Genomic DNA, 25,404 nt, shown 5'->3' with positions numbered 1-25,404 from the left:
CCCTCAGACTCCAGGAGGCCGCTATTAATACTTATCGCCAGCAACTCAACGCATTCGATGAGGTTCGCAAAGGGGCGGAAGTTGAGTATCAATACGATCCCCACGAGCTCAAGCTTGATCGTATGCAGGATTCCGAGCCGGAACCGGAGCTGATTGAAGGCTTACCGGCGCCGGACGCGCTCACGCCTGCCGATCGCTACATGGAACTGTTCGAGCATGTGCAGATGTCGCGCATCTTCGAAGACAGCAAAACCTTTCCGGACTGCTCGCCTAAATACGATCCGCTGGACGTTTTAATGCGTTATCGTCGTCAGAAACGCAGCCGCGATTTCGATCTGGCGCGCTTTGTGGCGGACCATTTTTATTTACCGGCGATAAACGAAAGTTTTTATGTTTCGAATCCAGATAAAACGCTGAATGAGCATATTGATGCGCTGTGGCCGGTGTTGACTAAAATGCCGCAGCAGCATCTGCCGCATTCGTCTCTGCTGCCGCTGCCGAAACCCTATGTGGTGCCCGGCGGCCGCTTCGGCGAGACCTACTACTGGGACTCCTACTTCACCATGCTCGGCCTGGCGGAGAGCGGACGCGACGATTTGCTGCGCCATATGGCGGACAATTTCGCGTGGCTGATCGACAATTACGGCCATATTCCCAACGGCAACCGCACCTATTACCTGAGCCGCTCGCAGCCGCCGGTGTTTGCGCTAATGGTCGAGCTGTTTGAGGAAGATGGCGTGCGCGGCGCGAAACGTTATCTCGACCAGCTGATGAAAGAGTATCAGTTCTGGATGGACGGCGCCGGCTCGCTGATGCCGCGTCAGGCGTATCGCCACGTGGTGCGCATGGCTGACGGCTCGCTGCTGAACCGCTACTGGGACGACCGCGACACGCCGCGCGATGAATCCTGGATTGAGGATGTCGAAACGGCGCGCCACTCCAGCCGACCGGCGAGCGAAGTCTATCGCGACCTGCGCGCGGGCGCGGCATCCGGCTGGGACTACTCTTCCCGCTGGCTGCGCGATCCCAAACGTCTGGCCAGCATTCGCACCACGCAGTTCATCCCGATCGATCTGAACGCCTTTCTCTACAAGCTGGAGCTGATGATCGCCACGCTCTCCCATGTGAAAGGCGAAGAGCTTACCGCGCTGGCGTGGCAGAAGAAGGCGGAAGCGCGTAAACGCGCCATCAACCGCTACCTGTGGGACAGCACGGCGGGCGTCTATCGCGACTACGACTGGCGTCGCGAGCGCTTCGGCGCCTTTACCGCCGCTGCCGTGGTGCCGCTGTTTGTCGGCCTGGCAACGCCGAAGCAGGCGCACCTGCAGGCTATCGCGCTGCGTCAGCTGCTGCTTACCAGCGGCGGTCTGGTCGCTTCCATGGTCGAAAGCGGCGAGCAGTGGGACAAACCCAACGGCTGGGCGCCGCTACAGTGGATGGCGATTGTCGGACTCAACCAGTACGGCGAAGAGACGCTGGCGACGGAAATCGCAGTCAACTGGCTTACCACGGTGAACAATTTCTATCAGCTGCACCATAAGCTGGTAGAGAAATATGACATTAGCGGCGACCGCGCCCGTCCCGGCGGCGGCGGCGAATATCCGCTGCAGGACGGCTTCGGCTGGACCAATGGCGTCACGCGTCGCCTGATGGCGATGTATGGCCATCTGATGGCCGACTAGCGCATTCCCGCGCTGGCGCAAAGCTTATGCGAAAAAGGCGTTTAGCGCGTCCCTGACGCGCTTTTATCATCAGCCTGATGATAACCCTCTGACAGGAACGCCCATGAAACCCTTTAGTCCGTTACTGGGCGGTGCGCTGTTGCTCACCGCCCTTTTCTCGTTCTCTACGCACGCTGATGAAAGCCTTCGCATCGGCTATCAGAAATCCTCTACCCTGCTGACGCTGATCAAGCAGCGCGGCGATCTCGACAAAACCCTGGCGGCGCAGGGCGTGAAGGTAAGCTGGCATGAATTCTCCAGCGGACTGCCATTGCTGGAGGCGCTCAACCTTAACAATATCGATCTTTCGGCCGACGTCGCCGACACCGTGCCGCTGTTTGCCCAGGCGGCGGGCGCTAACCTCACCTACTATGCGCGCGAGACCCCGTCGCCGGCGGCGCAGGCGATTCTGGTGCCTGCCGATTCGCCGATAAAAACGCTACAGGATCTAAAAGGGAAAAAGATTGCCGTGACCAAAGCTGCGGGCAGCCACTATCTGCTGATAGCCGCCCTGAAAAAAGCCGGGCTGAGCTTCAGCGACGTTTCGCCCGCCTGGCTGACGCCCGCTGACGGACGCGCGGCGCTGGAGAACGGCAGCGTCGCCGCCTGGGTCACCTGGGAGCCCTACGTCACCAGCGCGCAGGTAGAACAGCATGCGCGCGTGCTCGCCAGCGGCAGCGGGCTGGCGAATTATCAGCGCTACTATCTGGCTTCCACCCCCTATGCCAGCTCGCATCCGCAGGTGCTGAACAGCGTCTATCAGGCGCTGAAGCAGGAAGCGGCCTGGCTGAAAGCGCATCCGGCCGACGCGGCGGCGCAGCTTTCGCCGCTGTGGGGCAAACTGCCTGCGGCGACGATTGAGAAAGCGAATGCCCAGCGCAGCTACCAGGTTGAGCCGGTGAAGAAAAGCGATCTGGGGGAGCAGCAGATCATCGCCGACGCCTTCTACGATGCGAAGCTGCTGCCGACGCGCATCGACGCGCAGGCACCGACCGTCTGGCAGCCTGCAGCGCCCTGATCTCTTCGCTGGCTCAGCCGAGCCAGCCTGTTTCGCAGGTTGCTCGCAAGCAATAGTAAGTACATACTTTCAATAATAGAGCTGATATATCTGGCTTTCGACAGAAATATTATTAACTCTGTTTCTTTGCTTCTTATCCAGATTTGTTTTCACTGCGCGCCAGCGATATTTAAGGTGCTGGCGCCCACTCCGTTGCCTTGCGCTAACCTGCTGTAATCAGAACGATGTTGATGCGCACGCCTCGCTGGCGCAGCGCAATCAAAGAGCCCACCACTCTTCTCTGTACAGGCAGGCCCGCTATCAGCTGCGGTTATTCCTTTTTTTAAGGTAAAGAGGATGGTTTCCACCCGCCCGGGGTCTTTCATCAAATCGCGATAAAAAAGCGTTATCTGTCCCGGCGCAATTTCATAAAAAATTCACCCGCTATTAAGCAAAAGTGGCATGCAAAATGCATTTTTCCATTTACAGCAAGGAGTTAGGTAAATTTACTTTTTTTCCTGGGGCAAAACTTAAATGCCATTTCCTCGCACATAATTGTACAAGTTTTAGATCATTGTATAAATTAAAGCGGTTATCAATAATCAGTCTCAGTCGCGCTGCGCCATGTAAATGTAAAAGTTGACTTTCACGGCACGCCACCTTTACAAAAAAATAAAAAAAACCGGACAGGGAAAAGACCGCGTCCGGCTTAATTATGGCGATCCTGATTTTCAGAGAAAGGCAGGAACATGCTCTTGTCGGTTGTGTTTCGCAAGGAGAACTAAAAGAAAAAAAGATGACTCACCCGCGGTCAGACGTTGACAGACAATACATCTAACTTACTGATATTTCAGCTACGGCGGCTAATCTTACCTCCTTTACGTCCGGCTTCGATTGCGCGCTCAGGGTTATTTTTGAAATTGCCGCCGCTCTTCTGGCCGCCTTTTCTACCTGCTTCTGCTGCTCGCTCACGATCCACCGCAAAGTTCCCGGCTCCACCACGATATTGAGACATACTGTGTTCCTCTTAAGGATTAATAATAAAAATATCACAGCCTACGCTTCATCAGCGTCGATGGCGCAGGGTTAAATGTAGCTTTTAAAAATAATGGATCAAGTATTGGTTGCCAGGGAATAACAAAAAGTTGTCGGCAATAACAAACAAATCAATGTGCCAACTATTTCTTGATGAAATCATGTTTTCCCGTTATCAGCCTGTAAAAAAACTCGATTCCTTCCTGTTATTCAGCCTTATAAAGGCGCAAAACAACTCTATTTAACCTTCTGTCTGGAGGAATAGCGTTATTTAAGCGAAGCGTGAAAAAGAAAACGGGAAGCGTATTTAAGCGAAGCGACTGATCATAAAATGATCATTTATGCAGAAAAAATAGGATAATTCTTTACTGAATAAGCGAGGCGTAAACAGTAATAAAGCGAAGCGGTATAAAAGGCTATTCCATGCGCTATAGAATTAAAAACGATCAATAAATAACCTGACCTTAAGCTTATTGACGCTGCGGTTTTCTGAACGTTATTTGCCGCACACGCGTTAAGCGAAGCGTAAATAAAAAACGCCCTTACGGGCGTTTAGCGTCAGGTCTACAGAAAGGGGGATTAATGCTGCTGTAAAAACGCCAGCAGATCCTGATTAAGCCGATCCTGATGCGTTGCGGCGAAACCGTGCGGGCCGTTGTCGTAAACCTTGAGTTCCGATCCGGCGATCAGCTCGTGCGCCAGCTTGCCGGTCGCTTCAAACGGCACGATTTGGTCGTTGCTGCCGTGAATGATCAGCGTCGGCACGTCTACTTTCGCCACGTCGCCGCGGAAATCGGTTTGGGAGAAGGCGGTAACGCAGTCAATAGTGCCTTTCAGCGACGCCAGCAGCGCGATATTCAACGTCTGCGTCAGCACGCCGTCGGAGACGGTCTGCCCGGCGTTGATGCCGTAGAACGGCGTGGCGAACTCTTTGATAAACTGCGCGCGATCTTTGCGCAGCCCGGCGATAATGCCGTCGAACACCGCTTTTTCCGGCCCTTCCGGGTGATCGGCGGTTTGGCCGAAGATCGGCGTGACCGCGCCGAGCAGCACCAGACTTTTCACTTTTTCTGTGCCGTAGCGTCCGATATAGCGCGTCACGTCGCCGCCGCCCATAGAGAAGCCCACCAGCGTCACGTCGCTCAGCCCCAGATGTTCAATCAGGCCGTGAATATCCTCGGCAAAGGTATCGTAGTCGTAACCTTCCCACGGCTGATCGGAACGACCAAAACCACGACGGTCGAAAGCAATCGCACGGTAGCCGTTTTCGGCCAGGTGAACCAGCTGGCTCTCCCACATATCAGCATCCAGCGGCCAGCCGTGGCTGAACAGAACCGGCCGCCCTTTGCCGTAATCTTTGAAGTAAATGCTTACGCCATCTTTCGTCGTGAAGGTGCTCATATCGCGTCTCCGTTATCAGTGAGGTTGTGTCTCGCTAATCAAGCTAACCTGGACGTACCGCAAAACCTAAAGCAGAAATTTTAATAAGTCGTTAAAGAATTTTAGCGGCCGAGGTTGTGAAAAAATCCTGGGCAAGTTGCCGCGGATATTCCGCTATCAAGCCTGGCAGAGCGCCCGTAATGTTCCAGCTATCGCCACGTAATAACGCCGCGCTAACCGGCGCGAACGGAGACTGAAGATGAGCCAGACCATTACCCCCACGCCTGCGGGCGGCGCGTTCTCCCCTTTTCGCTACGCCATGTTCGCCCTGATATGGAGCGCTTCGGTGCTGGGCAATACCGGCAGTTTTATCCGCGACGTCGCCAGCTCCTGGCTGATTACCGGCCTGTCGGATAACCCCGCCGCGGTGGCGCTGATGCAGACCGCCGCCACGCTGCCGGTGTTTTTGCTGGCGCTGCCGGCGGGCGTGCTGTCCGATATTTTCGACCGTCGCCGCCTGCTGATTGCCATTCAGATTCTGATGGCCAGCGTCAGCGGCGCGCTGCTGATCCTCTCCCACAATCACTGGCTGACGGCGGAATGGCTGATTGGGCTGACCTTCGTCGGCGGCATCGGCGCGGCGCTGTTCGGGCCGGCCTGGCAGGCGATCGTGCCGGAACTGGTGCCGCGTCAGGAGGTGAAAAACGCGGTCGCGCTTAACTCGCTCGGCATTAATATCGCGCGCGCCATCGGTCCGGCCACCGGCGGCCTGCTGCTGGCGAGCCTCGGCGCGATGGCGGCCTACGGCGCGGATGTCGCCAGCTACTTTATCGTTATCGCCGCCCTGCTGTGCTGGAAGCGACCGGCGAAAGCGCAGGATGCGCTGAACGAGCACTTCTTCGGCGCCTTTCGCGCCGGACTGCGCTACGTCAAAGCGAGCCGCGAGCTGCACCGCGTGCTGTTTCGCGCCGCGATGTTCTTTATCTTCGCCAGCGCGCTCTGGGCGCTGCTGCCGCTGGTGGCGCGCCAGCTGCTGCAGGGCACGGCGGGTTTTTACGGCATGATGCTCGGCGCGGTGGGCATCGGCGCGATTGCCGGCGCGCTATTGCTGCCGCATCTGCGCGCCAGCATGAGCGCCGATGCGCTGCTGCTGCTCGCCGCCGCCATCAACGGCCTGGTGATGCTCGGCTTAGCGCTGACGCCGCCGCAGTGGCTGGCGCTGATGCTGATGCTGCTGCTGGGCAGCGGCTGGATCGTGGCGCTGACCACGCTGAACGGCGTTGCCCAGGCGGTGCTGCCGGACTGGGTGCGCGGCCGCGGGCTGGCGGTCTATCTGATGGTGTTTAACGGCGCGCTGGCGGGCGGCAGCCTGCTGTGGGGGCTGGTGGCGCAGCAGGCGGGCGTGGTGGCGACGCTGGTGGTCGCGGCGGCGGCGCTGATGCTGAGCGCGCTGCTGCTGCGTCGCAAAACGCTGCCGCAGGGCGAGGCGGATTTGCAGCCCGCGCTGCACTGGCAGGAACCGGCGGTGGCGCAAAGCATTGATGCGCGTCGCGGCCCGGTGATGGTGCAGATCCACTACCGCGTGGCGGAAGAGGATCGCCCCGCCTTCCTGGCGGCCATCAATAAGCTGGCGCTGGCGCGTCGTCGCGATGGCGCTTACGCCTGGGGCGTCATGTCGCACACCGAAGACGCGGCGTTGATTCAGGAGTGGTTTTTAGTGGAGTCCTGGCAGGAGCATCTGCGTCAGCATCAGCGCGTATCCAAAGCGGACGCGGCGCTGCAGGCGGCGGTGCTGGCGTTTCATCAGGACGAAGGCGCGCCGAAAGCGCACCACTTTATCTCGCTCTAGCCTCAGGCGCGCGGCGCGGCGGCCGCGCGCTTTCGCTCAGGGCGCGGCGTAGATGTCGCGCAGTCCCTCCAGGGTTTGCAGCCTTTCGCGCCACCAGCGCGATGCATTGCCGCTGGCGCTCTCATTCCATGCCATGTAAGCCATATCGCGCCGCGTTTCGCTGTCGAGCTGGCGCGCCACCAGCGTGCCGTCCGCCAGATGCGGCGCGGCGAGATAGCGCGGCAGATAGCCGCATCCCAGGCCCGCCAGCTGCGCCTGCAGCTTGGCATGAAAGTCGTGCACGCTCAGGGTTTTCTGCTCGTCCAGCACGCGCAGATCCAGGCCGGCGCCGTGGCGCGAGGAGTCGTGTACCGTGACCGCGCGATACTGGCGGATCTGCTCGCGCAGCAGCGGCTCCGGCATCTGCGCCAGCGGATGGGACGGGGCGACGGCAAAAACATAGTCGAGCCAGCCCAGCGCCAGGCAGCCGATATCTTTGCGCGTCGCCGGCTCCTGTACCGCGCCGAACACCAGATCCGCCTCGCCGTAGCTCAGCGCCTCCCAGCAGCCCGCCAGCACGTCCTGACGAAACTGCAGCTGCGTATGGGGATGCTGCTGATAGAATTCGTCAATCAGCGGCGACAGCAGGGAAAACGGCACCGAGGCGTCGACGCTAATGGTCAGGTTGCTCTCCCAGCCGCTCTCGACGTAGCGCGCCTGCTGCTCCAGTTCATTGACGGCGCGCAGCAGCGCGCGTCCTTTTTCCAGCATCAGCCGTCCGGTTGGGGTGAAGGTGGCGCGGTGACCCGAGCGATCGAGCAGCGTGATCTTCATGTCGCTTTCCATCTTCTGCACCGTATAGCTTAGCGCCGACGCGGTTTTAAACAGCCGCGCCGCCGCAGCCGCGAAGGTGCCGTGACGGTCGAGCGCATCAAGAATCAGCAGCGCCTCGAGGTTTAATCGCATTCCTCAGTTCTCCCCAAAATTTGTTGAACAACAACCCAAAATCATTCCGCTAACAATAAAGATTCTCATCTCATATTTTTGTATCCAACAGCGCCACTGCTGTAAATCACTTTCAACGCGCCGGGAGGCGATATGAACAATTCGCATCAGGCCAGCCACGTCACGCTGGTGATCACCCATAGCGTTCAGGCGGAGAAGCAACAGGCTTACGAGCAGTGGCTGGAACAGATCATGCCGCAGGCGGCGCAGTTTCCCGGTCATCTGGGTGTGAACGTACTGCGTCCGGTGCACGGCGAAAGCGTCTACACCGTGCTGATCCGCTTCGACAGTCTCGATAATTTGTTCAACTGGACCCAGTCCGAGGCGCGCAAAAGGCTGATCGCCGAGCTGCCGCAGCTGCTCTCCGGCCCGGAGCATATCGACGTGCGCCCCGGCGCCGCCTTCTGGTTTACGCCCGCCAGCAAGGCGACGCCGCGTCCGGCGAAGTGGAAACAGTATCTGCTGACGTTAGGGGTGATTTTCCCCTCGACCCTGCTGATCCCGCCGCTCTGGGCCGCGCTGCTGCCCGCCAGCCGCGGCACGCTGTGGGGACATTTTCTGGGGGATGCGACCGTGGTCGCGATGGTGGTCTGGCTGTGGATGCCGCTGCTGACGCGCTGGTTGAAAAACTGGCTGCTGCCGCGAGGATAGCGGCGGAGTCTGGCGGATCAGCCCAGCCCGACGCCGTTTTTCCCGTTGCGCTTGATGCGATACATCGCCTCGTCGGCGCGGCTCATCGCCGCGCTGAATCCTTCCTGCGGCTGCGCCTGCACGATGCCGATCGAGGCGCCGATCGTCGCCGTGCCGTTCTCCAGCTCAAACGGGGTCAGCGCCGCCTGCAGACAGGCGCGGCTTACCTGCTCTACCCGCGGATCGTCCTGACCGTACGGCATTAGCAGCACAAACTCGTCGCCGCCCAGCCGCCCCGCCAGTACCGGCTCAGGGCACACCGCGCTCAGGCGCTGGCTGAGCTGGATCAGCAGGCGGTCGCCGCTGCGATGGCCGAAGGTGTCGTTCACATGCTTGAAATCATCGAGATCGATAAAGGCGACGCAGAGCGCGTTCTCTTTGCGCATCTGGCTAAAGGCGTTGCGTAAGGCGTGACGGTTGGCGAGCTGCGTCAGGGGATCGTGATTCGCCAGCATCGCCAGCTGCGATTCGTACTGCTTCTCTTTGGTCATATCGATATGGGTGCCAGTGACCTTCAGCGGTCTGCCCTGCTCATCCCATTCGCTGATGCGGCCGCGATCCAGCACCCAGGTGACGCCGCCGTTTTTGGCGATCATCCGGTGCAGCGCCTCATAGTAAGGCGCCTTGCCTTCGATATGGTCGTAAAACGCTTTCAGCACCTCGGCAGCATCGTCGGGATGCAGGCTCTCTTGCCATTCGGAGAAAAGCGCCCTGCTCTCTTTCGGCTGATAGCCCAGCATCGCGCCCCAGCGCCGGTTAAAGATCACCAGCTTGCCCGAGGGAATATCGAGCTGCCACAGGCAAAGGCCGGTGCCGTCCAGCGCCGCGTCGAGCTTGCTGCGGGCGTCGTGCGCTATACGCTTGAGTCGCGCATTATGCTTTTTCAAAATCTGTATCTGCTGGCGCAGCGCTTCGTCAGACATGGCACGCGGACGTTGAGAAATAAGATGTATTTTGCCTGCGCGGATATTTCTGTAAAGAGAGGCGCTGGAAACGTGATCAGCCGCGCTTTATCGGCTTAACCGCAAGATTTTATCCGGTTTAAATCACGCTTTCCGCATAGTCAGCGGCAGCGGGCGCAAAATCCTTCTCTTGCAGGGCGATCCTTCGCCTGCGCGCTCAACGGCTATAGTCAGAGTAACCTTTATTCTGGAGACGATAATCATGCAACTCTGCGCCACCTGCGGCACCGCCTACGCTGAGCTTTTGCCGCAGCGCTGTAAAATTTGCGAGGACGAACGACAGTGGGTGCCCGCCGCTGGACAGCAGTGGACTGATTTTGCCGCGCTGACCCGCAGCCATCAGAACAAATGGCAGCAGCTTGAGCCGGGCCTGCTCGGCATTAAAACCGTGCCGAACTTCGCCATTGGCCAGCGCGCGCTGCTGCTGCGCAGCGGCGGCGGAAATATTCTCTGGGACTGCATCGCCAACCTGGATCCCGCCACCGCCGAGCTGATCCATGCGATCGGCGGGCTTTCAGCTATCGCTATCTCGCATCCGCACTACTACACCACCATGCAGGCGTGGGCGGCGGAATTTAACGCGCCGATCTATCTGCATGCCGACGATCGTCAATGGGTGATGCGCGACAGCGACGCCATCTATTTCTGGCAGGGCGAGACGCTGCCGCTTAACAGCGAGGTTGATATCGTGCGCCTCGGCGGCCATTTCGCTGGCGGCTGCGTGCTGCACTGGAAAGCCAACGGCGGCGTGATGCTGGCGGGCGATATCATTCAGGTCGCGCCAGGCAAAGATGCGGTCTCCTTTATGTGGAGCTATCCCAATATGCTGCCGCTCTCCGCCGCGACGGTAAGCGAGATGCTGCGCCGCTGCGACGCGCTGGCGTTTTCGCGGCTTTACGGCGCGTTTGAGGGGCAGGATGTCGCGCAGCAGGCGAAAGAGATCGTAATGCAATCCGGGGCGCGTTATCTGCGCTGTCTGACTTAGCGGTTTTTCTCAAGTAACGTTTTTAGCAACGTCATCAGCGCGTTCTGGCCTTCACCCAGTGCGCCAAAAAACTTATGGTCAACCGCCTCCACCAAAGGTATGGCTGCTGTTAGCGTGTTCCAGCCCGCTTCCGTCACTGATAATGACCTGGCTCGCGAATCCAGTGGATGAGGCCTCCTGTTCAGGAGGCCTTTCTTTTCAAGCAAAGCAACAATCTGAGAAACGGTCATGGCATCGATATCTGAAAAGGTCGCTATCCTCTTCTGGCTGATATGCTGTGAAGGCTCGTTTTTGTTCAAATAACCCAGCACCGTCAGCACGACAAACTGTGGATGGGTCAGATTAACCGGTTCGAGCGCAGCTTTAACCTCGCTATGCCAGCTGTTGTAAACTTTCATAAAAATCAGGCCGACGGATGCGTCGGCGTTTGATGCAAATTGTGAGGGAAAGGTCACTTCTCAACGGCTCTCTTGATCAGGAACAGGGCGTCAGGCGTATCGCTAATGAGCTTTTTGTAGAATTCGATATCATTTTGCTCAATCTTGCCTTTCTCACTGCGAAAGGTCACGGTTTGTCTGATACAGGTTTGATTATTTACGACAATGATTTCATGGCCAAAGCAGATGGTTCCCAACCCAGCGACTATCGTTTCGTCCCAGAAAACGCGATTTTCCTCCACATGAGTGAGTGTAAACGTCAGCGGCGGCATGCCTTTTAACTTCATTACGCCTTTGGTATGGGTAGCAAACTCCCCCTCAAGGCTGATCGCTTCTAAATCCTCTTCCCAGACGCTGCGTAATGACATATCTGCGTAGTAGGGCCAGATTTTTTCCGGTGTTGCATTCACTGGCAACGTAAAGCTTGACGTCAACATTTGATATCTCCATATAGCAAAATGAAAACCACTTAGTAAGTACACATAATATATGTTCACTTATCAAAAAAAAGCAAAAAAATTACGCAAAAGTAAAACGATCGGTTTACTTTTAAGAGATGAACAAACGCGACGATATATTGCAGGCGGCCGAAAGGCTGTTCTACAACAACGGCTTTCATGCCACCAGTACCGACCAGATTTGCCGGGAAGCGGGCGTCTCGACGCGCACGCTCTATCACCACTTCCCCTCGCGCGAGGCGCTGACTATCAGCGTGATGGCGGCGCGCCGGGCGCGTTTTTTCGGCGACCTGCTGCCAGCGCGGCATCCGCAGGCGCTGCGGCGGCTATTTGAGACGCTTGGGGAATGGACGGAGCAGTATGGCGCGCAGGGCTGCTTTTTTATCAAGGCCTGGGGCGAGTATGCGGAGAAAGACGCGATGCTGGCGGCGCACGCGCTCGACTATCGCTACGCGCTGCGCCGCTATATCGGCGACTGCGTGGCGGACGAGCGCCTGGCGAACGCGGTGTGGATGCTGTTTGAGGGCGCGGTGATTTCGGCGCTGATGATCGGCGCGGACGCGGCGAAGCATGCGGGCGACGCCGCCGCGCGGCTGATGCTGCCGCGCGAGGAGCAGCCATGAGATCCGCTATTGCGCTGGGCGTAACCGGCTTTTCGCTGATAGCCGTTACCTACGGCATGGCGCGTTTCGCATGGGGCCTGATGATGCCGGCTGTGATGAAAGAGATCCCGTTCAGCGTCCATCTCGCCGGCATCGTTACCGCCTGCAGCTATATCTCCTACTGTCTTTCCACCGCCGCCGCGCCCTGGCTGGTGGCGCGCTTCGGCGCCAGGGCCGCTGCCTGTCTGGCCGCGCTCTGCGCCGCAGGCGGACTGCTGCTGCTCGCCTGCGCCTTTTCCCCGCTGATGCTCGCCGCCGGCCTGTTTATCGCCGGACTGAGCGCGGGGGTCGCCTCGCCCGCCATCGCCAGCGCGGTGGGCGAGGCGCTGCCGCCTGCGCAGCAGGATTCCGCCAATACCGCCATCAACGCCGGCACCAGCGCGGGCATTATGCTTTCCGTGCCGGTGCTGCTGCTGTTGCCTGGCGGCTGGCGCGCCGCCTGCGTCGCCTTTGCGCTGCTGGCGTTGCTCTGTTTGCTGCCGGCGCGGCGCTATCTGCCTGCGCATCGGCGCGCCGAACAGAACGATCGCGCGGGCTGGCGCGATCTGATGCGGCAGCGATCGCTGCTCCGACTGGCGATGGTGGCCTTTATCAGCGGATCCGCCAGCGCGGCCTGGTGGAGCTTCGGCCCCGATATTCTGCGTAATCATCTGCATCTCGATGCGCGCGCCAGCAGCCTGCTGTGGCTGATTGGCGGCGGCGCCGGCATTGCGGGCGCGCTGACCGGCGCGGCGCGGCGATCGCTCAGCCTGGGGCAGATCTATCGGCTGTCGCTGCTCTGTATGGCGCTACCGCTGCTGCTGCTGGCGAGTCTGGAGGGCTTTTCGTGGTGGCTGTTTCCCGCCGTGGCGCTGGGCGGCGCGGGCTACGTGACGCTTTCCGGCGTGCTGCTGGTGTATGGCGCAGCCGCCACGCCAGCTGCGCCGGCGTCAGGCGTCGGCGTGGCGTTCTTTATGCTGGCGGCCGGTCAGGTGGCAGGATCGGCGCTGTTCGGCGCAGTTTATGCGGGTCTGGGCGCGGGCACGGCGCTGCTGGGGTTTGCCGCGCTGGCGCTGGCGATGACGGCGGTGCTACCGGGCAGGCCCGTTAAAAGGGATTAGTTTTTATCCCAGTACATTCCTATTCTGGACTATCCGTGAGCGAGGCGCGCCGCAATCCCTCTTGAACCACCTGGTTAATTAACACACAATTTCGGTTCACTGACTACCTCAGGGATTACGCGGATGGATCCGATCTCCCCCTATACGCTTGTCATCAGCGCCAGTCCGGTAACCCCGGACGTGCTGCGCTTTCGCGGCACCGAAGCCCTCAGCGCTCCCTTTTGCTGGCGCATTGAGTTCACCACCGTCCAGGAAGTCGCCGCCAGCGATGTGCTGATGAAATACGCCAGTCTGTTCATGCGCAGCGGCAAGACCGTTCACGGCGTTATCACCGGCCTCGAATGGCTCGGAACCAGCGCGGACCAGCGGCACTTTGCCGTCACGCTGGCCTCGCGCCTCGCCCTGCTGAACCTGACCCGCCGCTGCGCCGTGTATCAGCACCTCTCCGTACCGGAGCTGGTGGAGCATATTCTGCGGACGCACGGCTTTGACGGGGCTGACCTGGCTTTCCGGCTGGAGCGGCGTTACCCGCAGCGGGAACTGATAACCCAGTGGCGGGAGACCGACCTGCAGTTTATTCAGCGGCTGCTGGCTGAGACGGGTATCTGGTATCGCTGCGGCGCCAGCGACGTGACCGGGCTGGATACGGTGACCTTCGCCGACGGCCAGACGGGCTATCAGTATGGGGTTGTACAGGCGTACCGGGAGCCCGCCGGGCTGCATGACGGGGCGGAAGAGTCCGTCTGGGGCCTGCGAACCTGGCATAATACCGTCACCGGGCGGGTACGGACCCGGGACTACCGCTACTGCCGGGCCGCAGAGCCGATGGACTCTGCGGTTGCGGTGCGCAGCGAAGCCGTCACCACCGGGGAGCATTACCGCTACGGCGGCCCGTTCCGGGAGGCGGGTGACGACCGCGAGCCTGAAACGGAAAGCGGGGCTTTCTTTGCCCGCCTCCACCATGAGCGTGAGCTGAATGCCTCCGCCCGCCTGCACCTGTTCAGCAACGCCTCCGGCCTGACGCCCGGACAGGTGCTGGAGACGCCGGGCTGCCCGCTCCGCGCCCTGCGGGACGGGGTCCTCATCACCTTCGCCTCCTTTCGGGCCTCCCGCGATACCCGCCTGCACGTCTCGGTCTGGGGCATGCCCTGCAGCGAGCGGTTCTGCTTTCGTCCGCCCGACATTCCCCGCCCGCAGATTTTCGGCACGCTTCCGGCCCGCATCGGGAGCCGGGAGAAAGGCGACGCCTGCGCCCACCTCGACAGCGCGGGCCGCTACCGGGTGAAGCTGGATTTCAGCCGCGAGGACGCCGAACCGGGGTTTAACACCCCATGGGTCCGCCTGGCGAAACCGTACGCCGGGGAAGAGTACGGCTGGCATATGCCGCTGACCGACGGCACCGAAGTGGGCATTGCGTACGAGGGCGGGGATATTGACCGCCCGTACATCGCCCATGCGTTTCATGATTCAGAACACCAGGACGTTGTGACCCGCGACAACCGCAGCCAGAACATCCTGCGAACGGCGGCCGGGAACGCGCTGCGCATGGAGGACAGGCGGGGCGAAGAGCATATCGCCCTGACCACGCCTTCTGGGGCGACGCAGCTCAGTCAGGGACATATCGTGGACGGGCAGGAGAAAGCGCGAGGAACGGGCTTTGAGCTGCGCACCGACGAGTACGGCGTTATCCGCGTGGCGAAGGGGCTGTTTATCACCGCTGACGGACAGCAAAAAGCTGCGGGTGAGGTGCTGGATATGGAGACGGCGCTGCGGGAAATCGACATCTGCCGGCGGCAGATTCAGGCCCTTGCCGCCGCCGCAGAGCAGGCGCAGGCGCTGGAGGCGGATATCGCCAGCCAGACAGCGATGTTTGAGAAGCGCCTGAAGCCTCTGAACGGGGTGCTCCACTTCCACGGCCCGGCCGGCGTGGCGTTTACCAGCGGGGAGCACATGCAGATGACGGCCGCCGGCAACGTGGGGATAAACGCCGGAGGCGACGTCAGCAGCGGCTCGACGGGCAACACCAGCATTCTGGCCGGGGAGCAAGCCGGCCTGTTCGCCCGGACAGGAAAAGTCAGCGTTGTGGCCGGCGAAGGCCCGGTGCAGATTCAGGCCCAGAACGGAGACATGCATCTGTCGGCAGAGCAGAAGCTGAGCCTGATTTCCGCCAGCGACATGCTGTTTGCAGGCAAGAAAAAGGTGACCTTAATCGGCGGCGGCAGCTACCTGACAATCGAAGAGGGGAAAATCGAGTACGGCACGGAGTCGACCTGTACCCGCAAGGTAAAGCGGACGCATCTGACCAGACCCGCATCGACAGTGGTGAAAATGCCCTACCTGCCAGGCGACGGGAAATACGATCTCGCACTCAATTTCTTTGACGGTAGTGATGTTATACCGCTGGCCCCTTACACCCTTCATTTTGAAGGCGGCAGCGAACTGGCAGGCATACTGGATGAAAACGGCTATGCCTTGCATAAAAACGTCCCGTTTGAGGCTGCGACCGTTACCTACCAGTTGCCATCGCCGCAGCCGGAGGAGCCGTGGGATCCATGGGATTCACTGCTGGCAAAAAATCATCACAGGGACGTAGCAGAATGATAGATCAGGAACTTCAGCACGCACTGGCATTTTACCAGCCACCACCACAAAGCTGGTATGACGAACTGGCAGACAAAGCCAGAGCGTCCGGAGAGTGGCTATGGGAGACGCTTCAGGGCGATTTTAACGAGCAGCAGACGACCGGACAAATTGTTACCGGAACGGTGATCTCCATGATCCCTCTGGTGGATCAGATCTGCGACGTTCGTGACCTTATCGCTAACTGTAAGAAAATAAAAGAGAAAGATAATGAAGTCTGGCCCTGGGTTTGCCTTAGCCTGACGCTTGTCGGTTGCTTCCCCACGCTGGGATCGCTGGCCAAAGGCAGTGCCAAAGTCATGTTCCTTTCGGTGCGTAAGATTCACTTTAACCAACTGAGCAAGGCCGGAAATTACAGTCGCCTGCTGGAAGGGAGTATCACGCAGCTTAACCGTTTTCTGGATATGCCTGCGGTACAGGGCACACTGCGGACGTTAAGAATTTATAACCCGTACCATTATCTGGCGGGCAAAGTCGATGAGTTGAAAAAGATGCTCAGCACGTCGCAACTGCTGGAGTTGATGGACAAACTGATGAAGGTCACCCGAAGCTTGTTTGATACCGTGACAGACTGGGGACCGGTATCACTACAGCGCCCGGTCGCGGCACTATGGGAAACGCTGATTTCGGCACGCAGTAAGGCGAATACCATGCTGGCAAAAGCCCTTAAACCACTGAACGATATTCTTGAGCATCTGGCGAACCGTTTGAGAATCGAAGGTGACACGGCGTTCCGTGCTCACGTCGGTAGCAACGCTCATCTATATGGCGGTGCCCGGGCCAGTGAAGAGCTGGCTTATTTTAAGCGGGAGAAGCCGGATTGGGTGGATGTTGGTGCAAGAAAAAAAGCATATCCAGCGCTAAGTAAATTTAAACATCAGGATGCCATTGCTAAAAATTGGCCTGACATTAGTGAAACTAGTCAAAACTTGTCGTTGAAAAGTAAGTTCAAAACGTTCGATAAATCCATGAAAGCTACTGAACTAAAACCAGGCACAATTATTTATCGCGTAGTTGATCCTTCATCAAGTGATAATAATATTTGCTGGATGCAAGAAGATGAGTTTAAGAAATTAACCAGTAAAAGTCACTGGCGACGGCGTTTTGCTGTATGGAAAAAGTGGAATGAAAACGGCGAGTTTGTTACCTATACCGTTCCGCCTGGTCAACCATTAAAAGTATGGGAAGGCCGGGCAAGCACGCAAATTAATGAGATGGCCCCAGAGTACTCACTTGAAGGTGGAGCCGTGCAGATAGTACTTGACCCTTCACAACTAAAAAAAGAGTACACCGGAGCACGGCAGAAAACAGACTGGGGATATGGTGATGCCTCTGACGATCCAGTTTACCCATACCTAGGATTACCAAAACTTGAAAACATTCATAACTGGTACGAAACAAAGGATAAAAAATAATGGGCGTATTACACCCTCAGGAATGTTACCTGCTGGAGAAATTCATCTCTCCTGAACACTTTGCTGCCACCCGTGATGCGATTCTTGCCTACATTGATGCTCATGAAGCCGCTTTTGCCCGTTACCTGCGAGAAATGCCTAAGAACAACCGTAAGCTTCCGCTCTGGCAGCAGCCTGATATTGTATGGGGGAATCGTGTGTTACCGAATATACGCCCGATAAAAGAGCGATATATCAAAGCCTTTATCCTGCGTACACATGATGATATCCGGGCATTTAATATTGGTCACGCCATGAGCAATATTAATAAGGGCATTACAGAATGTTGGAATGGCTGGATGACGACGGAGGAACTTGAAAATATATCTGAACTAGAGACTATAGCATTTAGGTTAGATCTACGTTTATCCACAACTCTGGACGCTACATGGGACGAAGGTGACTTAACTTATTCTGGAAGTGGTGTGTATACCCTTAATGATATACCACACAAAATCCCCCGCTATGAACTTGCTCCATCGGTTCGTATAGAGCTTGGGGAAAACCCTGCGCAGACAGGTCTCTATTTACCAGACATCGAATTTGCACCCGCACGGTTTATTCCAGCTGATTTTGGTGAACCGCCTGAAGCCTGGCAGGGAGTGCTGCGAAGTGATTATGTTAATAGTGAGGGTAAACTCAGCTACAGCTGGAAAGAATCCGAATGGGCTAAAACCGGCTGGACGCTTATCCGGCGTATCGAAGGTGAATACATTGATGTGCCGCATGAAGGGTTCTTTCCTGAGGGCAAACCCGAAGAGCTTTATAACTGGCCGAAGCGGGAACAGCTGCTTCTGCAAGAAAAAATGGTGCGCATTACCCGCTGGAACGGCGACCCGGCGCCCTTTGCCGGGCGCTGGGCGACCATCGTTAACGGCACCACGCAGTATCTTCAGACTAAAGAAGGTCAGATACTGCCGGAGTTTGAGGACAGACACGGCAAAAAGTACCCTGCCTGCTGGTCGCTGCTGGAACGAGATGACAAGGGAAGCGTATTCGTTATGCCTGATTAACCTGTCGTGAAGCTATTTCGGGATGTGCTGCAAACGCAATGTTGTACGAACCAGAGTATAAAAGTAATGGGCATATTACACCCTCAGGAATGCTACCTGCTGGAGAAATTTATCTCCCCTAAACACTTTGCTGCCACCCGTGATGCGATTATTGCCTACATTGACGCTCATGAAGCCGCTTTTGCCCGTTACCTGCGGGAAATGCCTCAGAACAACCGTAAGCTTCCGCTCTGGCAACAGGCTAATATAGTGTGGGGAAACCGTGTATTACCGAATATACGTCCGGTAAAAGAGCGTTATATGAAAGCCTTTATCTTGCGCACTCATGATGACATTTGGGCATATAATATCGGTCACGCTATGAGCAATATTAATAAAGGCATTACAGATTGCTGGGATGGATGGATGACACAAAAGGAGAGTGAGAGAATAGCTAAGCTTAATAGTATCGCAACGGAAATGGAAAAAAAGCTATCTTTTACTCTAGATGCAACTTGGCGGGAAGGCACCTTAACTTATAATGATTTTACCTTGAAATATAAAAACGAGCTTCCCTCAAAAATCCCTCGCTATGAAATTGATACTTCAGTACGCATCGAAGTTAATGAAACACCAAGCCTAAGTGGAATTTATTTACCTGATATTAATTTCGCCCCTGCTCGTTTTATTGCAGCCAACTATGATGAACCAGTATCAGCCTTACAGGGAATAAACCGCTGCGACTGGATAGACCTTAATACGGGAGAAAGGGATTATAGTTGGGATGAGTCTAAATGGGCTAAAACCGGCTGGACGCTTATCCGGCGTATCGAAGGTGAATATATTGATGTACCGCATGAAGGGTTCTTTCCTGAGGGCAAACCCGAAGAGCTTTATAACTGGCCGAAGCGGGAACAGCTGCTTCTGCAAGAAAAAATGGTGCGCATTACCCGCTGGAACGGCGACCCGGCGCCCTTTGCCGGGCGCTGGGCGACCATCGTTAACGGCACCACGCAGTATCTTCAGACTAAAGAAGGTCAGATACTGCCGGAGTTTGAGGACAGACACGGCAAAAAGTACCCTGCCTGCTGGTCGCTGCTGGAACGAGATGACAAGGGAAGCGTATTCGTTATGCCTGATTGATTTGGTAATACCTCAGCCTCGGGATTTGCTCGATAACATAGCATCAGGCCTCTGCAAACATCTTCTCGTAGTCATAGCTTAACAAACGGCTTCCGCACAAAAGCAAAAACCCAGCCATAAGGCTGGGTTCTTTAATTCGTGGTGCCCGAACCCGGAATCGAACCAGGGACACGGGGATTTTCAATCCCCTGCTCTACCGACTGAGCTATTCGGGCAACGGGGCGCATTAAACCTTAATGCCCTCACAGCGTCAAACGCTTTTCACTAAATTGCCTGCTGACTGCTGCGTTTTATAGCAACCAGCAGACCACCTGGTAAAAAAAACCGCATTCGCGCCGCACCCCGCTTACTTTTTCGCCGCACTGGCCGATAACGATAGCGACACTACATACCCATAATAAGGTGCACCATGTTTTCTACTATTTCATCAGGTCTTCTGTCACGCCTTGCGTGGCAAAATAAAACGCACTCCTCGGCCACGCTTAGCTCGCTGAACGACGCTATCGCCATGATCGAGTTCACGCCAGAAGGGATTATCCTGGGCGCTAACCCGCTGTTTCTCGACCGCATGGGCTATGCGCTGAGCGAAATCGTCGGCCAGCATCACAGCCTGTTTTGCACCGCCGATTTCGTGCAGTCGTCGCACTACCGCGACTTCTGGCTGCGCCTGAAGCGCGGCGAAAGCTTCAGCGACAAGTTCCTGCGCCTGGCGAAACACAGCCGACCGCTCTGGCTGGAGGCTAACTACGTGCCGGTGCAGGATCGCAGCGGGCGCGTGGTGAAAATCGTCAAGCTGGCGACCGATATCACCGCCCGTATCGTCGACGCCCAGGAGCAGCGCGCCATGACCACCGCCATTGAGCGGTCGATGGCCGTTATCGCCTTTAACCTTAAAGGCGAAGTGCTCAAGGCGAACGCCAACTTCCTCAAAACCATGGGCTACCGCGCCGACGAGGTGATCGGCCTGCCGCACAGCCGCTTCTGTTCCGAAGCGCTGCGTCAGAGCGCTGAATACAAAGCGTTCTGGGAAAAGCTCAACCGCGGCGAGTTTATCTCCGGTCAGTTCCAGCGGGTAAATAAACAGGGCCGCACCATCTGGCTGCGCGCCACCTATAACCCGGTGTTTGATGATGAAGGCAAGCTCTATAAGGTGGTGAAGTTCGCCACTGACGTCACGGCGCAGGTAGAGAAAAACCAGCAGGAGCGCGACGCGGCGCAGCAGGCTTATCAGACCGCGCTACAGACCCGCGAGAGCACCCGACACGGCGCCGGCGTGATTGAAGAGAGCGTGCAGACCATCAATGCGCTGGCGTGCGAGCTGCACGGCATCTCCGACGATATCGCCGACCTCAGCGACTCCTCTGACCGCATCGGCGCGATTGTCGCCAGCATTCGCCGCATCGCCGATCAGACCAACCTGATCGCGCTTAACGCGGCGGTAGAGGCGGCGCGCGCGGGCGCCCACGGCCGCAGCTTCGCGGTGGTGGCGAACGAGGTGCGCACGCTGGCGGCCAATATCAACCAGGCCACTACCGAGATTGAAAATCGGGTGCAGCAGAATCATCTACTGGCGTCTAAGGCGCTGAAAGGCATCGCTTCCAACATGAAGCGCGCCGATCACGGTGTGGTGCTGGCCCAGCAGGCGGGCGGCGTGATCGGCGAACTGCGCGACAGCTCCACGGAGGTGGTGCGCGCCATCAGCCACGTTACTCAGACCTTAAGCCTGGAGTAGCGCGTAAAGCCGGCCCTGCGCCGGCTTTTTCGCAGCAACTGCCCTGCTATAGCCGCTTTTACGGCTGCTGCGCCATCTCGACCGGCGCCGTCGTTGGCGGCGGCAGGAAGATATGGTCGAGGATCTGCCGCATTACCGGCGCGGCGGTCACGCCCTCATTGCCGCCGTTCTCCAGTATCAGCGCCACCGCCACCTTCGGGTTGTTAAACGGCGCGAACGCGGTATAGAAGATGTGGTCGCGCAGGCGCACCGGGATCATCTTCGCGTTATAGGTCTGGTTCTGCTTCAGGCTAAACACCTGCGAGGTGCCGCTCTTCGCCGCAATGCCGTAAGGCGCGGTGTGGAAATATTTATAGCCAGTGCCGTTCGGCGCGTTGGCCATGCCGAACATCGCGCGGCGCACCAGCGCCCAGTAAGGCGAGCGGGCATCGCCGATCTGCGGCTGCGGCTGCGTCGGCTGATAAGGCTCCACGATTTTGCCGCGCTCGGCTTTCGCCAGCAGATGCGGCGCTATAACTTTACCGTTGTTGATCAGCGCCACCATCGCCTTCACCATCTGAATCGGCGTGGCGATCCAGTAGCCCTGCCCGATGCCAACCGAGACCGTATCGCCCTGATACCACCCTTTTTTATGCACTTTGAGCTTCCATTCGCGGCTCGGCAGCAGGCCGCTGTACTCTTCGTTAAGATCGATGCCGGTGGATTTGCCGTAGCCGAACTGGCTAAGCATGCTGTGGATACGGTCGATGCCCATCATAAACGCCACCTGATAGAAGAAGGTGTCGGCGGACTCCTCAATCGCTTTGGTGACGTCCAGCATGCCGTGGCCGCTTTTTTTCCAGTCGCGATAGCGGCGATCGGTGCCCGGCAGCGTCCAGGTCGGCGCGCCGTAGAAACTGGTCTGCGGCGTGATGACGCCGGACAGCAGCGCCGACATCGCCATATAGGGTTTTACCGTCGATGCAGGCGGATAGAGTCCCTGGGTAACGCGGTTAATCAGCGGCAGATTTTTGTCCTGCAGCAGGGTTTTATAGGCCTGATAGCTGATGCCCTTAACGAAGGGATTGGGATCGTAGCTCGGGCTGGAGACCATCGCCAGCACCGAGCCATCGTGGGGATCCTCCACCAGCACCGCCGCGCGCTGCCCGGCCAGCAGGCTCTCTACGTACTGCTGCAGATGCAGATCGATGGTCAGCGTAATATTTTTACCCGCTACCGGCGGCACCTCTTTCAGCACGCGCACGATGCGGCCGTGGTTATCCACCTCAACTTCCTGATAGCCAGGCTTGCCGTGCAGCAGCGACTCGTAATAACCCTCAATGCCCTGCTTGCCGATATTGTGGTCGGCGGCGTAATTCTCGGCGATGCCCGCCGCGTTGAGACGCTTATAGTCGTTATCGTTGATTTTCGAGACGTAGCCGACGACGTGCGCCAGATCGGCGCCGTAGGGATATTCGCGATCCTGATAGGTCTCGACGCTGACGCCGGTGAAGCGATACTGGTTTACCGCGAAGCGCGCCACCTCCTCGTCGGTCAGCTCCTCTTTCAGCACCACCGGCTTGTAGCGGCTGCTCTGCTTCAGCGTGCGGGTAAAGGCGTCGATCTCGTCGGGCGTCAGATCGACGATCGGCGTCAGCGCCTTCAGCGTCGCCTGCATATCGTCGATTTTGTACGGCGTCAGCGTGATGTCGTACCAGGTAACGTTATGCACCAGCGGAATGCCGTTGCGATCGAAGATTAGCCCGCGCGTCGGCGCGATGGGGATCATTTTGATGTCGTTCTGGTTCGATCGCGTCTGATAGTAGCCGTGATCGCGCACCTGCAAACGGTAGAGATTGACGCCGAGAATAGTGAAACAGATAACGACCAGCGCAAAGGCGACCAGCGCGCGGCGCGCGAAGAGCTTTTCTTCAGCTTCGAAATTACGGAAATTCATTAGGCGGCATTGGCGGACAGGTTATTTTTTGTTGTCGCGCTAATGATAGGGAGCTAACAGGTGAGCGCCAGCAAGAAGATGCACAGGAGTCGGGAAAAGTGTGTCATTTAGTGAGAATGTTACGAAAATTGCCCGAAACTCCCCGCTTCACGCGGCAAAGCGCGAAGCGGGGAACAGGCAAGCGCAGGCTTAGTCGCCCAGCAGCACCGACTCCAGCGCGATCTTAATCATATCGTTGAAGGTGGTCTGACGCTCGGCAGAGGTCGTCTGCTCATGGGTGCGGATATGGTCGGACACGGTGCAGATGGTCAGCGCTTTCGCGCCGAATTCCGCCGCCACGCCGTAGATGCCCGCCGCTTCCATCTCCACGCCGAGGATGCCGTACTTCTCCATCACGTCGAACATCTGCGGATCCGGGGTATAGAAGAGATCGGCAGAGAAGATGTTGCCGACGCGCGCGTCCACGCCCAGCGCTTTCGCCGCGTCAACCGCGTTGCGCACCATATCGAAGTCGGCAATCGCCGCGAAATCGTGATCCTTGAAGCGCATGCGGTTGACTTTAGAGTCGGTGCAGGCGCCCATGCCGATAACGATATCGCGCAGCTTCACGTCGGCGCGTACCGCGCCGCAGGAGCCGACGCGGATGATCTTCTTCACGCCAAAGTCGGTGATCAGCTCTTTGGTGTAGATGGAGCAGGACGGGATACCCATGCCGTGACCCATCACGGAGATTTTGCGGCCTTTATAGGTGCCGGTGTAGCCCAGCATGCCGCGCACGTTGTTGACTTCAACCGGATTTTCCAGAAAGGTTTCCGCAATGTGCTTCGCGCGCAGCGGATCGCCCGGCATCAGTACCACGTCGGCGAAGTCGCCCATTTCTGCATTAATGTGAGGAGTTGCCATTGTTGTTTGTCCTTTTTAAATTCAGCGGCTCTGTTTACAGCATGCTCTTGCCGTAGTCCATATCGGACAGGCCAAAATAGTGCGCAATCGTCTGGCCGATGTCGGCGAAGGTTTCACGATAGCCCAGCGAGCCGGGTTTCACTTTCGGGCCGTAGATCAGAATCGGAATATGCTCGCGCGTGTGCTCGGTGCCCTGCCAGGTCGGATCGCAGCCGTGATCGGCGGTGAGGATCAGAATGTCATCTTCTTTCACCAGCGCCATCAGCTCCGGCAAACGCCGGTCGAACAGCTCCAGCCCGCCCGCGTAGCCGGCGACGTCGCGGCGGTGTCCCCAGGTCGAGTCGAAATCGACGAAGTTGGTAAAAACGATCGACTGGTCGGGCGCCTTCTTCATCTGCTCGATGGTGGCGTCGAATAGCGCGTCAAGGCCGGTCGCTTTCACCTTCTGCGTAATGCCCTGCTGGGCGTAGATGTCGGCGATTTTCCCCACCGAAATCACTTCCCCGCCCTTTTCGTCCACCAGCTTTTTCAGCATGGTCGGCGAAGGCGGCTCCACCGCCAGATCGTGACGGTTGCCGGTACGCTCGAAATGACCCGCTTTGTCGCCGACAAACGGACGCGCGATCACGCGGCCGATGTTGTAGCCGCCTTCGGTCAGCTCTTCACGGGCGATTTCGCACAGCTCATAAAGGCGGTCGAGGCCGAAAGTCTCTTCATGACAGGCGATCTGGAACACCGAGTCCGCCGAGGTGTAGAAAATCGGCTTGCCGGTTTTCATATGCTCTTCGCCCAGCTGGTCGAGGATCACCGTGCCGGAGGAGTGGCAGTTGCCGAGATAGCCCGGCAGATCCGCGCGCTCAACCAGCTTGTCGAGCAATTCCTGCGGGAAGCTGTTCTCTTTGTCGCTGAAGTAGCCCCAGTCGAACAGCACCGGCACGCCGGCGATTTCCCAGTGGCCGGACGGCGTGTCTTTGCCGGATGAGATTTCGCTGGCGTAGGCGTAAGCGCCGGTGATTTCCGCATTGGGATCGAGGCCCAGCGGGAAGCGGCCGGTAGAAAGTTCAGCGGCTTTACCCAGCCCCAGCGCGGTCAGGTTCGGCAGATGCAGCGGGCCTTTGCGCCCCTGATCCGCTTTGCCGTTAAAGCAGGCTTCGGCGATATGGCCGAGCGTGTCCGATCCTGCGTCGCCAAATTTGTCGGCGTCTTTGCTTGAGCCGATTCCAAAGGAATCGAGCACCATAATAAAAGCACGTTTCATGCAAGTCTCCTGCGCCTGCGCGCGTGACAAGTCAAAAAAAAGCGATCAGATCAGTATACCCGAATGAGTGCGCAGCGGCAGCATAA

At 57.8% G+C, this 25,404-nt stretch carries 21 protein-coding genes and 1 tRNA gene; 12 read left to right on the top strand and 10 right to left on the bottom strand.

The features are described from left to right. The first annotated feature begins 23 nt into the window (after window positions 1-23). Both AC6I7Z_RS03245 and AC6I7Z_RS03240 read left to right on the top strand, forming a co-directional pair. Window positions 24-1,682: an alpha,alpha-trehalase gene (locus tag AC6I7Z_RS03245; RefSeq protein ID WP_497815388.1), complete on the top strand. Its 1,659-nt coding sequence runs from the start codon at window positions 24-26 to the stop codon at window positions 1,680-1,682. 103 nt (window positions 1,683-1,785) lie between these two features. Continuing rightward, window positions 1,786-2,739, top strand: coding sequence for an aliphatic sulfonate ABC transporter substrate-binding protein (locus AC6I7Z_RS03240; RefSeq protein ID WP_497813127.1), 954 nt, complete (start codon window positions 1,786-1,788; stop codon window positions 2,737-2,739). Between the two features lie 829 nt (window positions 2,740-3,568). Here the strand turns inward: AC6I7Z_RS03240 and AC6I7Z_RS03235 are convergent. Together AC6I7Z_RS03235 and AC6I7Z_RS03230 are read right to left on the bottom strand one after the other, a co-directional pair. Beyond that, entirely contained in the window at window positions 3,569-3,733 is a 165-nt protein-coding gene (locus AC6I7Z_RS03235) for a con-10 family general stress protein (RefSeq protein WP_071997459.1), read from the bottom strand. 599 nt (window positions 3,734-4,332) lie between these two features. Further along, window positions 4,333-5,154: an alpha/beta fold hydrolase gene (locus AC6I7Z_RS03230; protein WP_497813126.1), complete on the bottom strand. Its 822-nt coding sequence runs from the start codon at window positions 5,152-5,154 to the stop codon at window positions 4,333-4,335. Window positions 5,155-5,392: 238 nt separating this feature from the next. On the opposite strand from AC6I7Z_RS03230, the gene AC6I7Z_RS03225 reads away from it, so the two are divergent. Beyond that, the gene (locus AC6I7Z_RS03225) at window positions 5,393-6,982 is read left to right on the top strand and encodes an MFS transporter (protein WP_497813125.1); all 1,590 of its coding nucleotides are present in this window, start codon (window positions 5,393-5,395) and stop codon (window positions 6,980-6,982) included. A 36-nt stretch (window positions 6,983-7,018) separates the two neighbouring features. On the opposite strand, the gene AC6I7Z_RS03220 is transcribed toward AC6I7Z_RS03225, so the two are convergent. Further along, window positions 7,019-7,927 carry a LysR substrate-binding domain-containing protein gene (locus AC6I7Z_RS03220; protein ID WP_497813124.1) on the bottom strand — a complete coding sequence of 303 codons (909 nt, stop codon included), beginning with the start codon at window positions 7,925-7,927 and terminating at the stop codon, window positions 7,019-7,021. Between the two features lie 132 nt (window positions 7,928-8,059). On the opposite strand from AC6I7Z_RS03220, the gene AC6I7Z_RS03215 reads away from it, so the two are divergent. Further along, window positions 8,060-8,617, top strand: coding sequence for an antibiotic biosynthesis monooxygenase (locus tag AC6I7Z_RS03215; RefSeq protein ID WP_497813123.1), 558 nt, complete (start codon window positions 8,060-8,062; stop codon window positions 8,615-8,617). Window positions 8,618-8,634: 17 nt separating this feature from the next. Here the strand turns inward: AC6I7Z_RS03215 and AC6I7Z_RS03210 are convergent, their stop codons facing one another. Next, on the bottom strand, window positions 8,635-9,579 hold the full coding sequence (locus AC6I7Z_RS03210) for a diguanylate cyclase domain-containing protein (protein WP_497813122.1): 945 nt from the start codon (window positions 9,577-9,579) through the stop codon (window positions 8,635-8,637). 238 nt (window positions 9,580-9,817) lie between these two features. Between AC6I7Z_RS03210 and AC6I7Z_RS03205 the strand changes: the two genes are divergently transcribed. Then, entirely contained in the window at window positions 9,818-10,603 is a 786-nt protein-coding gene (locus AC6I7Z_RS03205; RefSeq protein ID WP_497815387.1) for an MBL fold metallo-hydrolase, read from the top strand. Here AC6I7Z_RS03205 and AC6I7Z_RS03200 read toward each other — a convergent pair. Both AC6I7Z_RS03200 and AC6I7Z_RS03195 read right to left on the bottom strand, forming a co-directional pair. Continuing rightward, window positions 10,600-11,058, bottom strand: coding sequence for a MarR family winged helix-turn-helix transcriptional regulator (locus tag AC6I7Z_RS03200; RefSeq protein ID WP_497813121.1), 459 nt, complete (start codon window positions 11,056-11,058; stop codon window positions 10,600-10,602). The two genes, AC6I7Z_RS03205 and AC6I7Z_RS03200, sit on opposite strands and share 4 nt — an antisense overlap. Next, window positions 11,055-11,477 carry an SRPBCC family protein gene (locus AC6I7Z_RS03195; RefSeq protein WP_497813120.1) on the bottom strand — a complete coding sequence of 141 codons (423 nt, stop codon included), beginning with the start codon at window positions 11,475-11,477 and terminating at the stop codon, window positions 11,055-11,057. The genes AC6I7Z_RS03200 and AC6I7Z_RS03195 overlap by 4 nt, the downstream gene beginning before the upstream one ends. A gap of 119 nt (window positions 11,478-11,596) precedes the next feature. Here AC6I7Z_RS03195 and AC6I7Z_RS03190 point away from each other — a divergent pair, with 119 nt between their 5' ends. The 6 genes from AC6I7Z_RS03190 to AC6I7Z_RS03165 all read left to right on the top strand — a co-directional run bounded on the left by AC6I7Z_RS03190 (window position 11,597) and on the right by AC6I7Z_RS03165 (window position 19,489). Beyond that, on the top strand, window positions 11,597-12,121 hold the full coding sequence (locus AC6I7Z_RS03190; protein WP_497813119.1) for a TetR/AcrR family transcriptional regulator: 525 nt from the start codon (window positions 11,597-11,599) through the stop codon (window positions 12,119-12,121). Then, a complete protein-coding gene (locus AC6I7Z_RS03185; RefSeq protein WP_497813118.1) occupies window positions 12,118-13,260 on the top strand; it encodes an MFS transporter in 1,143 nt (380 codons plus the stop codon). Before AC6I7Z_RS03190 ends, AC6I7Z_RS03185 begins: the two co-directional genes overlap by 4 nt. Window positions 13,261-13,383: 123 nt before the next feature. Next, window positions 13,384-15,861 (top strand): type VI secretion system Vgr family protein, encoded by a 2,478-nt coding sequence (locus tag AC6I7Z_RS03180; protein WP_497813117.1) that lies wholly within the window; start codon window positions 13,384-13,386, stop codon window positions 15,859-15,861. Continuing rightward, the gene (locus AC6I7Z_RS03175) at window positions 15,813-17,315 is read left to right on the top strand and encodes a hypothetical protein (protein ID WP_497813116.1); all 1,503 of its coding nucleotides are present in this window, start codon (window positions 15,813-15,815) and stop codon (window positions 17,313-17,315) included. Before AC6I7Z_RS03180 ends, AC6I7Z_RS03175 begins: the two co-directional genes overlap by 49 nt. Beyond that, complete coding sequence (locus AC6I7Z_RS03170; protein ID WP_497813115.1) at window positions 17,315-18,367, top strand: type VI secretion protein ImpA; 1,053 nt, start codon at window positions 17,315-17,317, stop codon at window positions 18,365-18,367. Before AC6I7Z_RS03175 ends, AC6I7Z_RS03170 begins: the two co-directional genes overlap by 1 nt. Before the next feature lie 66 nt (window positions 18,368-18,433). After that, window positions 18,434-19,489 (top strand): type VI secretion protein ImpA, encoded by a 1,056-nt coding sequence (locus tag AC6I7Z_RS03165; RefSeq protein ID WP_497813114.1) that lies wholly within the window; start codon window positions 18,434-18,436, stop codon window positions 19,487-19,489. 139 nt (window positions 19,490-19,628) lie between these two features. On the opposite strand, the gene AC6I7Z_RS03160 is transcribed toward AC6I7Z_RS03165, so the two are convergent. After that, window positions 19,629-19,704: transfer RNA gene (locus tag AC6I7Z_RS03160), tRNA-Phe, on the bottom strand. Window positions 19,705-19,898: 194 nt separating this feature from the next. Between AC6I7Z_RS03160 and AC6I7Z_RS03155 the strand changes: the two genes are divergently transcribed. Beyond that, entirely contained in the window at window positions 19,899-21,221 is a 1,323-nt protein-coding gene (locus tag AC6I7Z_RS03155) for a methyl-accepting chemotaxis protein (protein WP_497813113.1), read from the top strand. 58 nt (window positions 21,222-21,279) lie between these two features. On the opposite strand, the gene mrdA is transcribed toward AC6I7Z_RS03155, so the two are convergent. The 3 genes from mrdA to deoB all read right to left on the bottom strand — a co-directional run bounded on the left by mrdA (window position 21,280) and on the right by deoB (window position 25,318). After that, on the bottom strand, window positions 21,280-23,157 hold the full coding sequence (mrdA, locus tag AC6I7Z_RS03150) for a penicillin-binding protein 2 (protein WP_497813112.1): 1,878 nt from the start codon (window positions 23,155-23,157) through the stop codon (window positions 21,280-21,282). Between the two features lie 189 nt (window positions 23,158-23,346). Next, a complete protein-coding gene (gene deoD / locus AC6I7Z_RS03145) occupies window positions 23,347-24,060 on the bottom strand; it encodes a purine-nucleoside phosphorylase (protein ID WP_033752378.1) in 714 nt (237 codons plus the stop codon). A gap of 34 nt (window positions 24,061-24,094) precedes the next feature. Next, window positions 24,095-25,318, bottom strand: a complete 1,224-nt coding sequence (deoB, locus tag AC6I7Z_RS03140) for a phosphopentomutase (protein ID WP_497813111.1) — start codon at window positions 25,316-25,318, stop codon at window positions 24,095-24,097. Window positions 25,319-25,404 lie beyond the last annotated feature (86 nt).

The sequence above is a fragment of the Pantoea sp. X-Soil-MYKO-1289 genome (genome assembly GCF_059730625.1).
This window is presented reverse-complemented; position numbering and strand designations above follow the sequence as displayed.

Bases quoted from the DNA above. Each gene is read 5' to 3' on its own strand.
- AC6I7Z_RS03165 (WP_497813114.1), top strand. From the start codon at position 18,434: ATGGGCATATTACACCCTCAGGAATGCTACCTGCTGGAGAAATTTATC.
- AC6I7Z_RS03190 (WP_497813119.1), top strand. From the start codon at position 11,597: ATGAACAAACGCGACGATATATTGCAGGCGGCCGAAAGGCTGTTCTAC.
- AC6I7Z_RS03235 (WP_071997459.1), bottom strand. From the start codon at position 3,733: ATGTCTCAATATCGTGGTGGAGCCGGGAACTTTGCGGTGGATCGTGAG.
- AC6I7Z_RS03220 (WP_497813124.1), bottom strand. From the start codon at position 7,927: ATGCGATTAAACCTCGAGGCGCTGCTGATTCTTGATGCGCTCGACCGT.
- AC6I7Z_RS03155 (WP_497813113.1), top strand. From the start codon at position 19,899: ATGTTTTCTACTATTTCATCAGGTCTTCTGTCACGCCTTGCGTGGCAA.
- AC6I7Z_RS03195 (WP_497813120.1), bottom strand. From the start codon at position 11,477: ATGTTGACGTCAAGCTTTACGTTGCCAGTGAATGCAACACCGGAAAAA.
- mrdA (WP_497813112.1), bottom strand. From the start codon at position 23,157: ATGAATTTCCGTAATTTCGAAGCTGAAGAAAAGCTCTTCGCGCGCCGC.
- AC6I7Z_RS03215 (WP_497813123.1), top strand. From the start codon at position 8,060: ATGAACAATTCGCATCAGGCCAGCCACGTCACGCTGGTGATCACCCAT.
- AC6I7Z_RS03175 (WP_497813116.1), top strand. From the start codon at position 15,813: ATGGGATTCACTGCTGGCAAAAAATCATCACAGGGACGTAGCAGAATG.
- AC6I7Z_RS03185 (WP_497813118.1), top strand. From the start codon at position 12,118: ATGAGATCCGCTATTGCGCTGGGCGTAACCGGCTTTTCGCTGATAGCC.
- AC6I7Z_RS03240 (WP_497813127.1), top strand. From the start codon at position 1,786: ATGAAACCCTTTAGTCCGTTACTGGGCGGTGCGCTGTTGCTCACCGCC.
- AC6I7Z_RS03180 (WP_497813117.1), top strand. From the start codon at position 13,384: ATGGATCCGATCTCCCCCTATACGCTTGTCATCAGCGCCAGTCCGGTA.
- deoB (WP_497813111.1), bottom strand. From the start codon at position 25,318: ATGAAACGTGCTTTTATTATGGTGCTCGATTCCTTTGGAATCGGCTCA.
- AC6I7Z_RS03170 (WP_497813115.1), top strand. From the start codon at position 17,315: ATGGGCGTATTACACCCTCAGGAATGTTACCTGCTGGAGAAATTCATC.
- deoD (WP_033752378.1), bottom strand. From the start codon at position 24,060: ATGGCAACTCCTCACATTAATGCAGAAATGGGCGACTTCGCCGACGTG.
- AC6I7Z_RS03210 (WP_497813122.1), bottom strand. From the start codon at position 9,579: ATGTCTGACGAAGCGCTGCGCCAGCAGATACAGATTTTGAAAAAGCAT.
- AC6I7Z_RS03230 (WP_497813126.1), bottom strand. From the start codon at position 5,154: ATGAGCACCTTCACGACGAAAGATGGCGTAAGCATTTACTTCAAAGAT.
- AC6I7Z_RS03225 (WP_497813125.1), top strand. From the start codon at position 5,393: ATGAGCCAGACCATTACCCCCACGCCTGCGGGCGGCGCGTTCTCCCCT.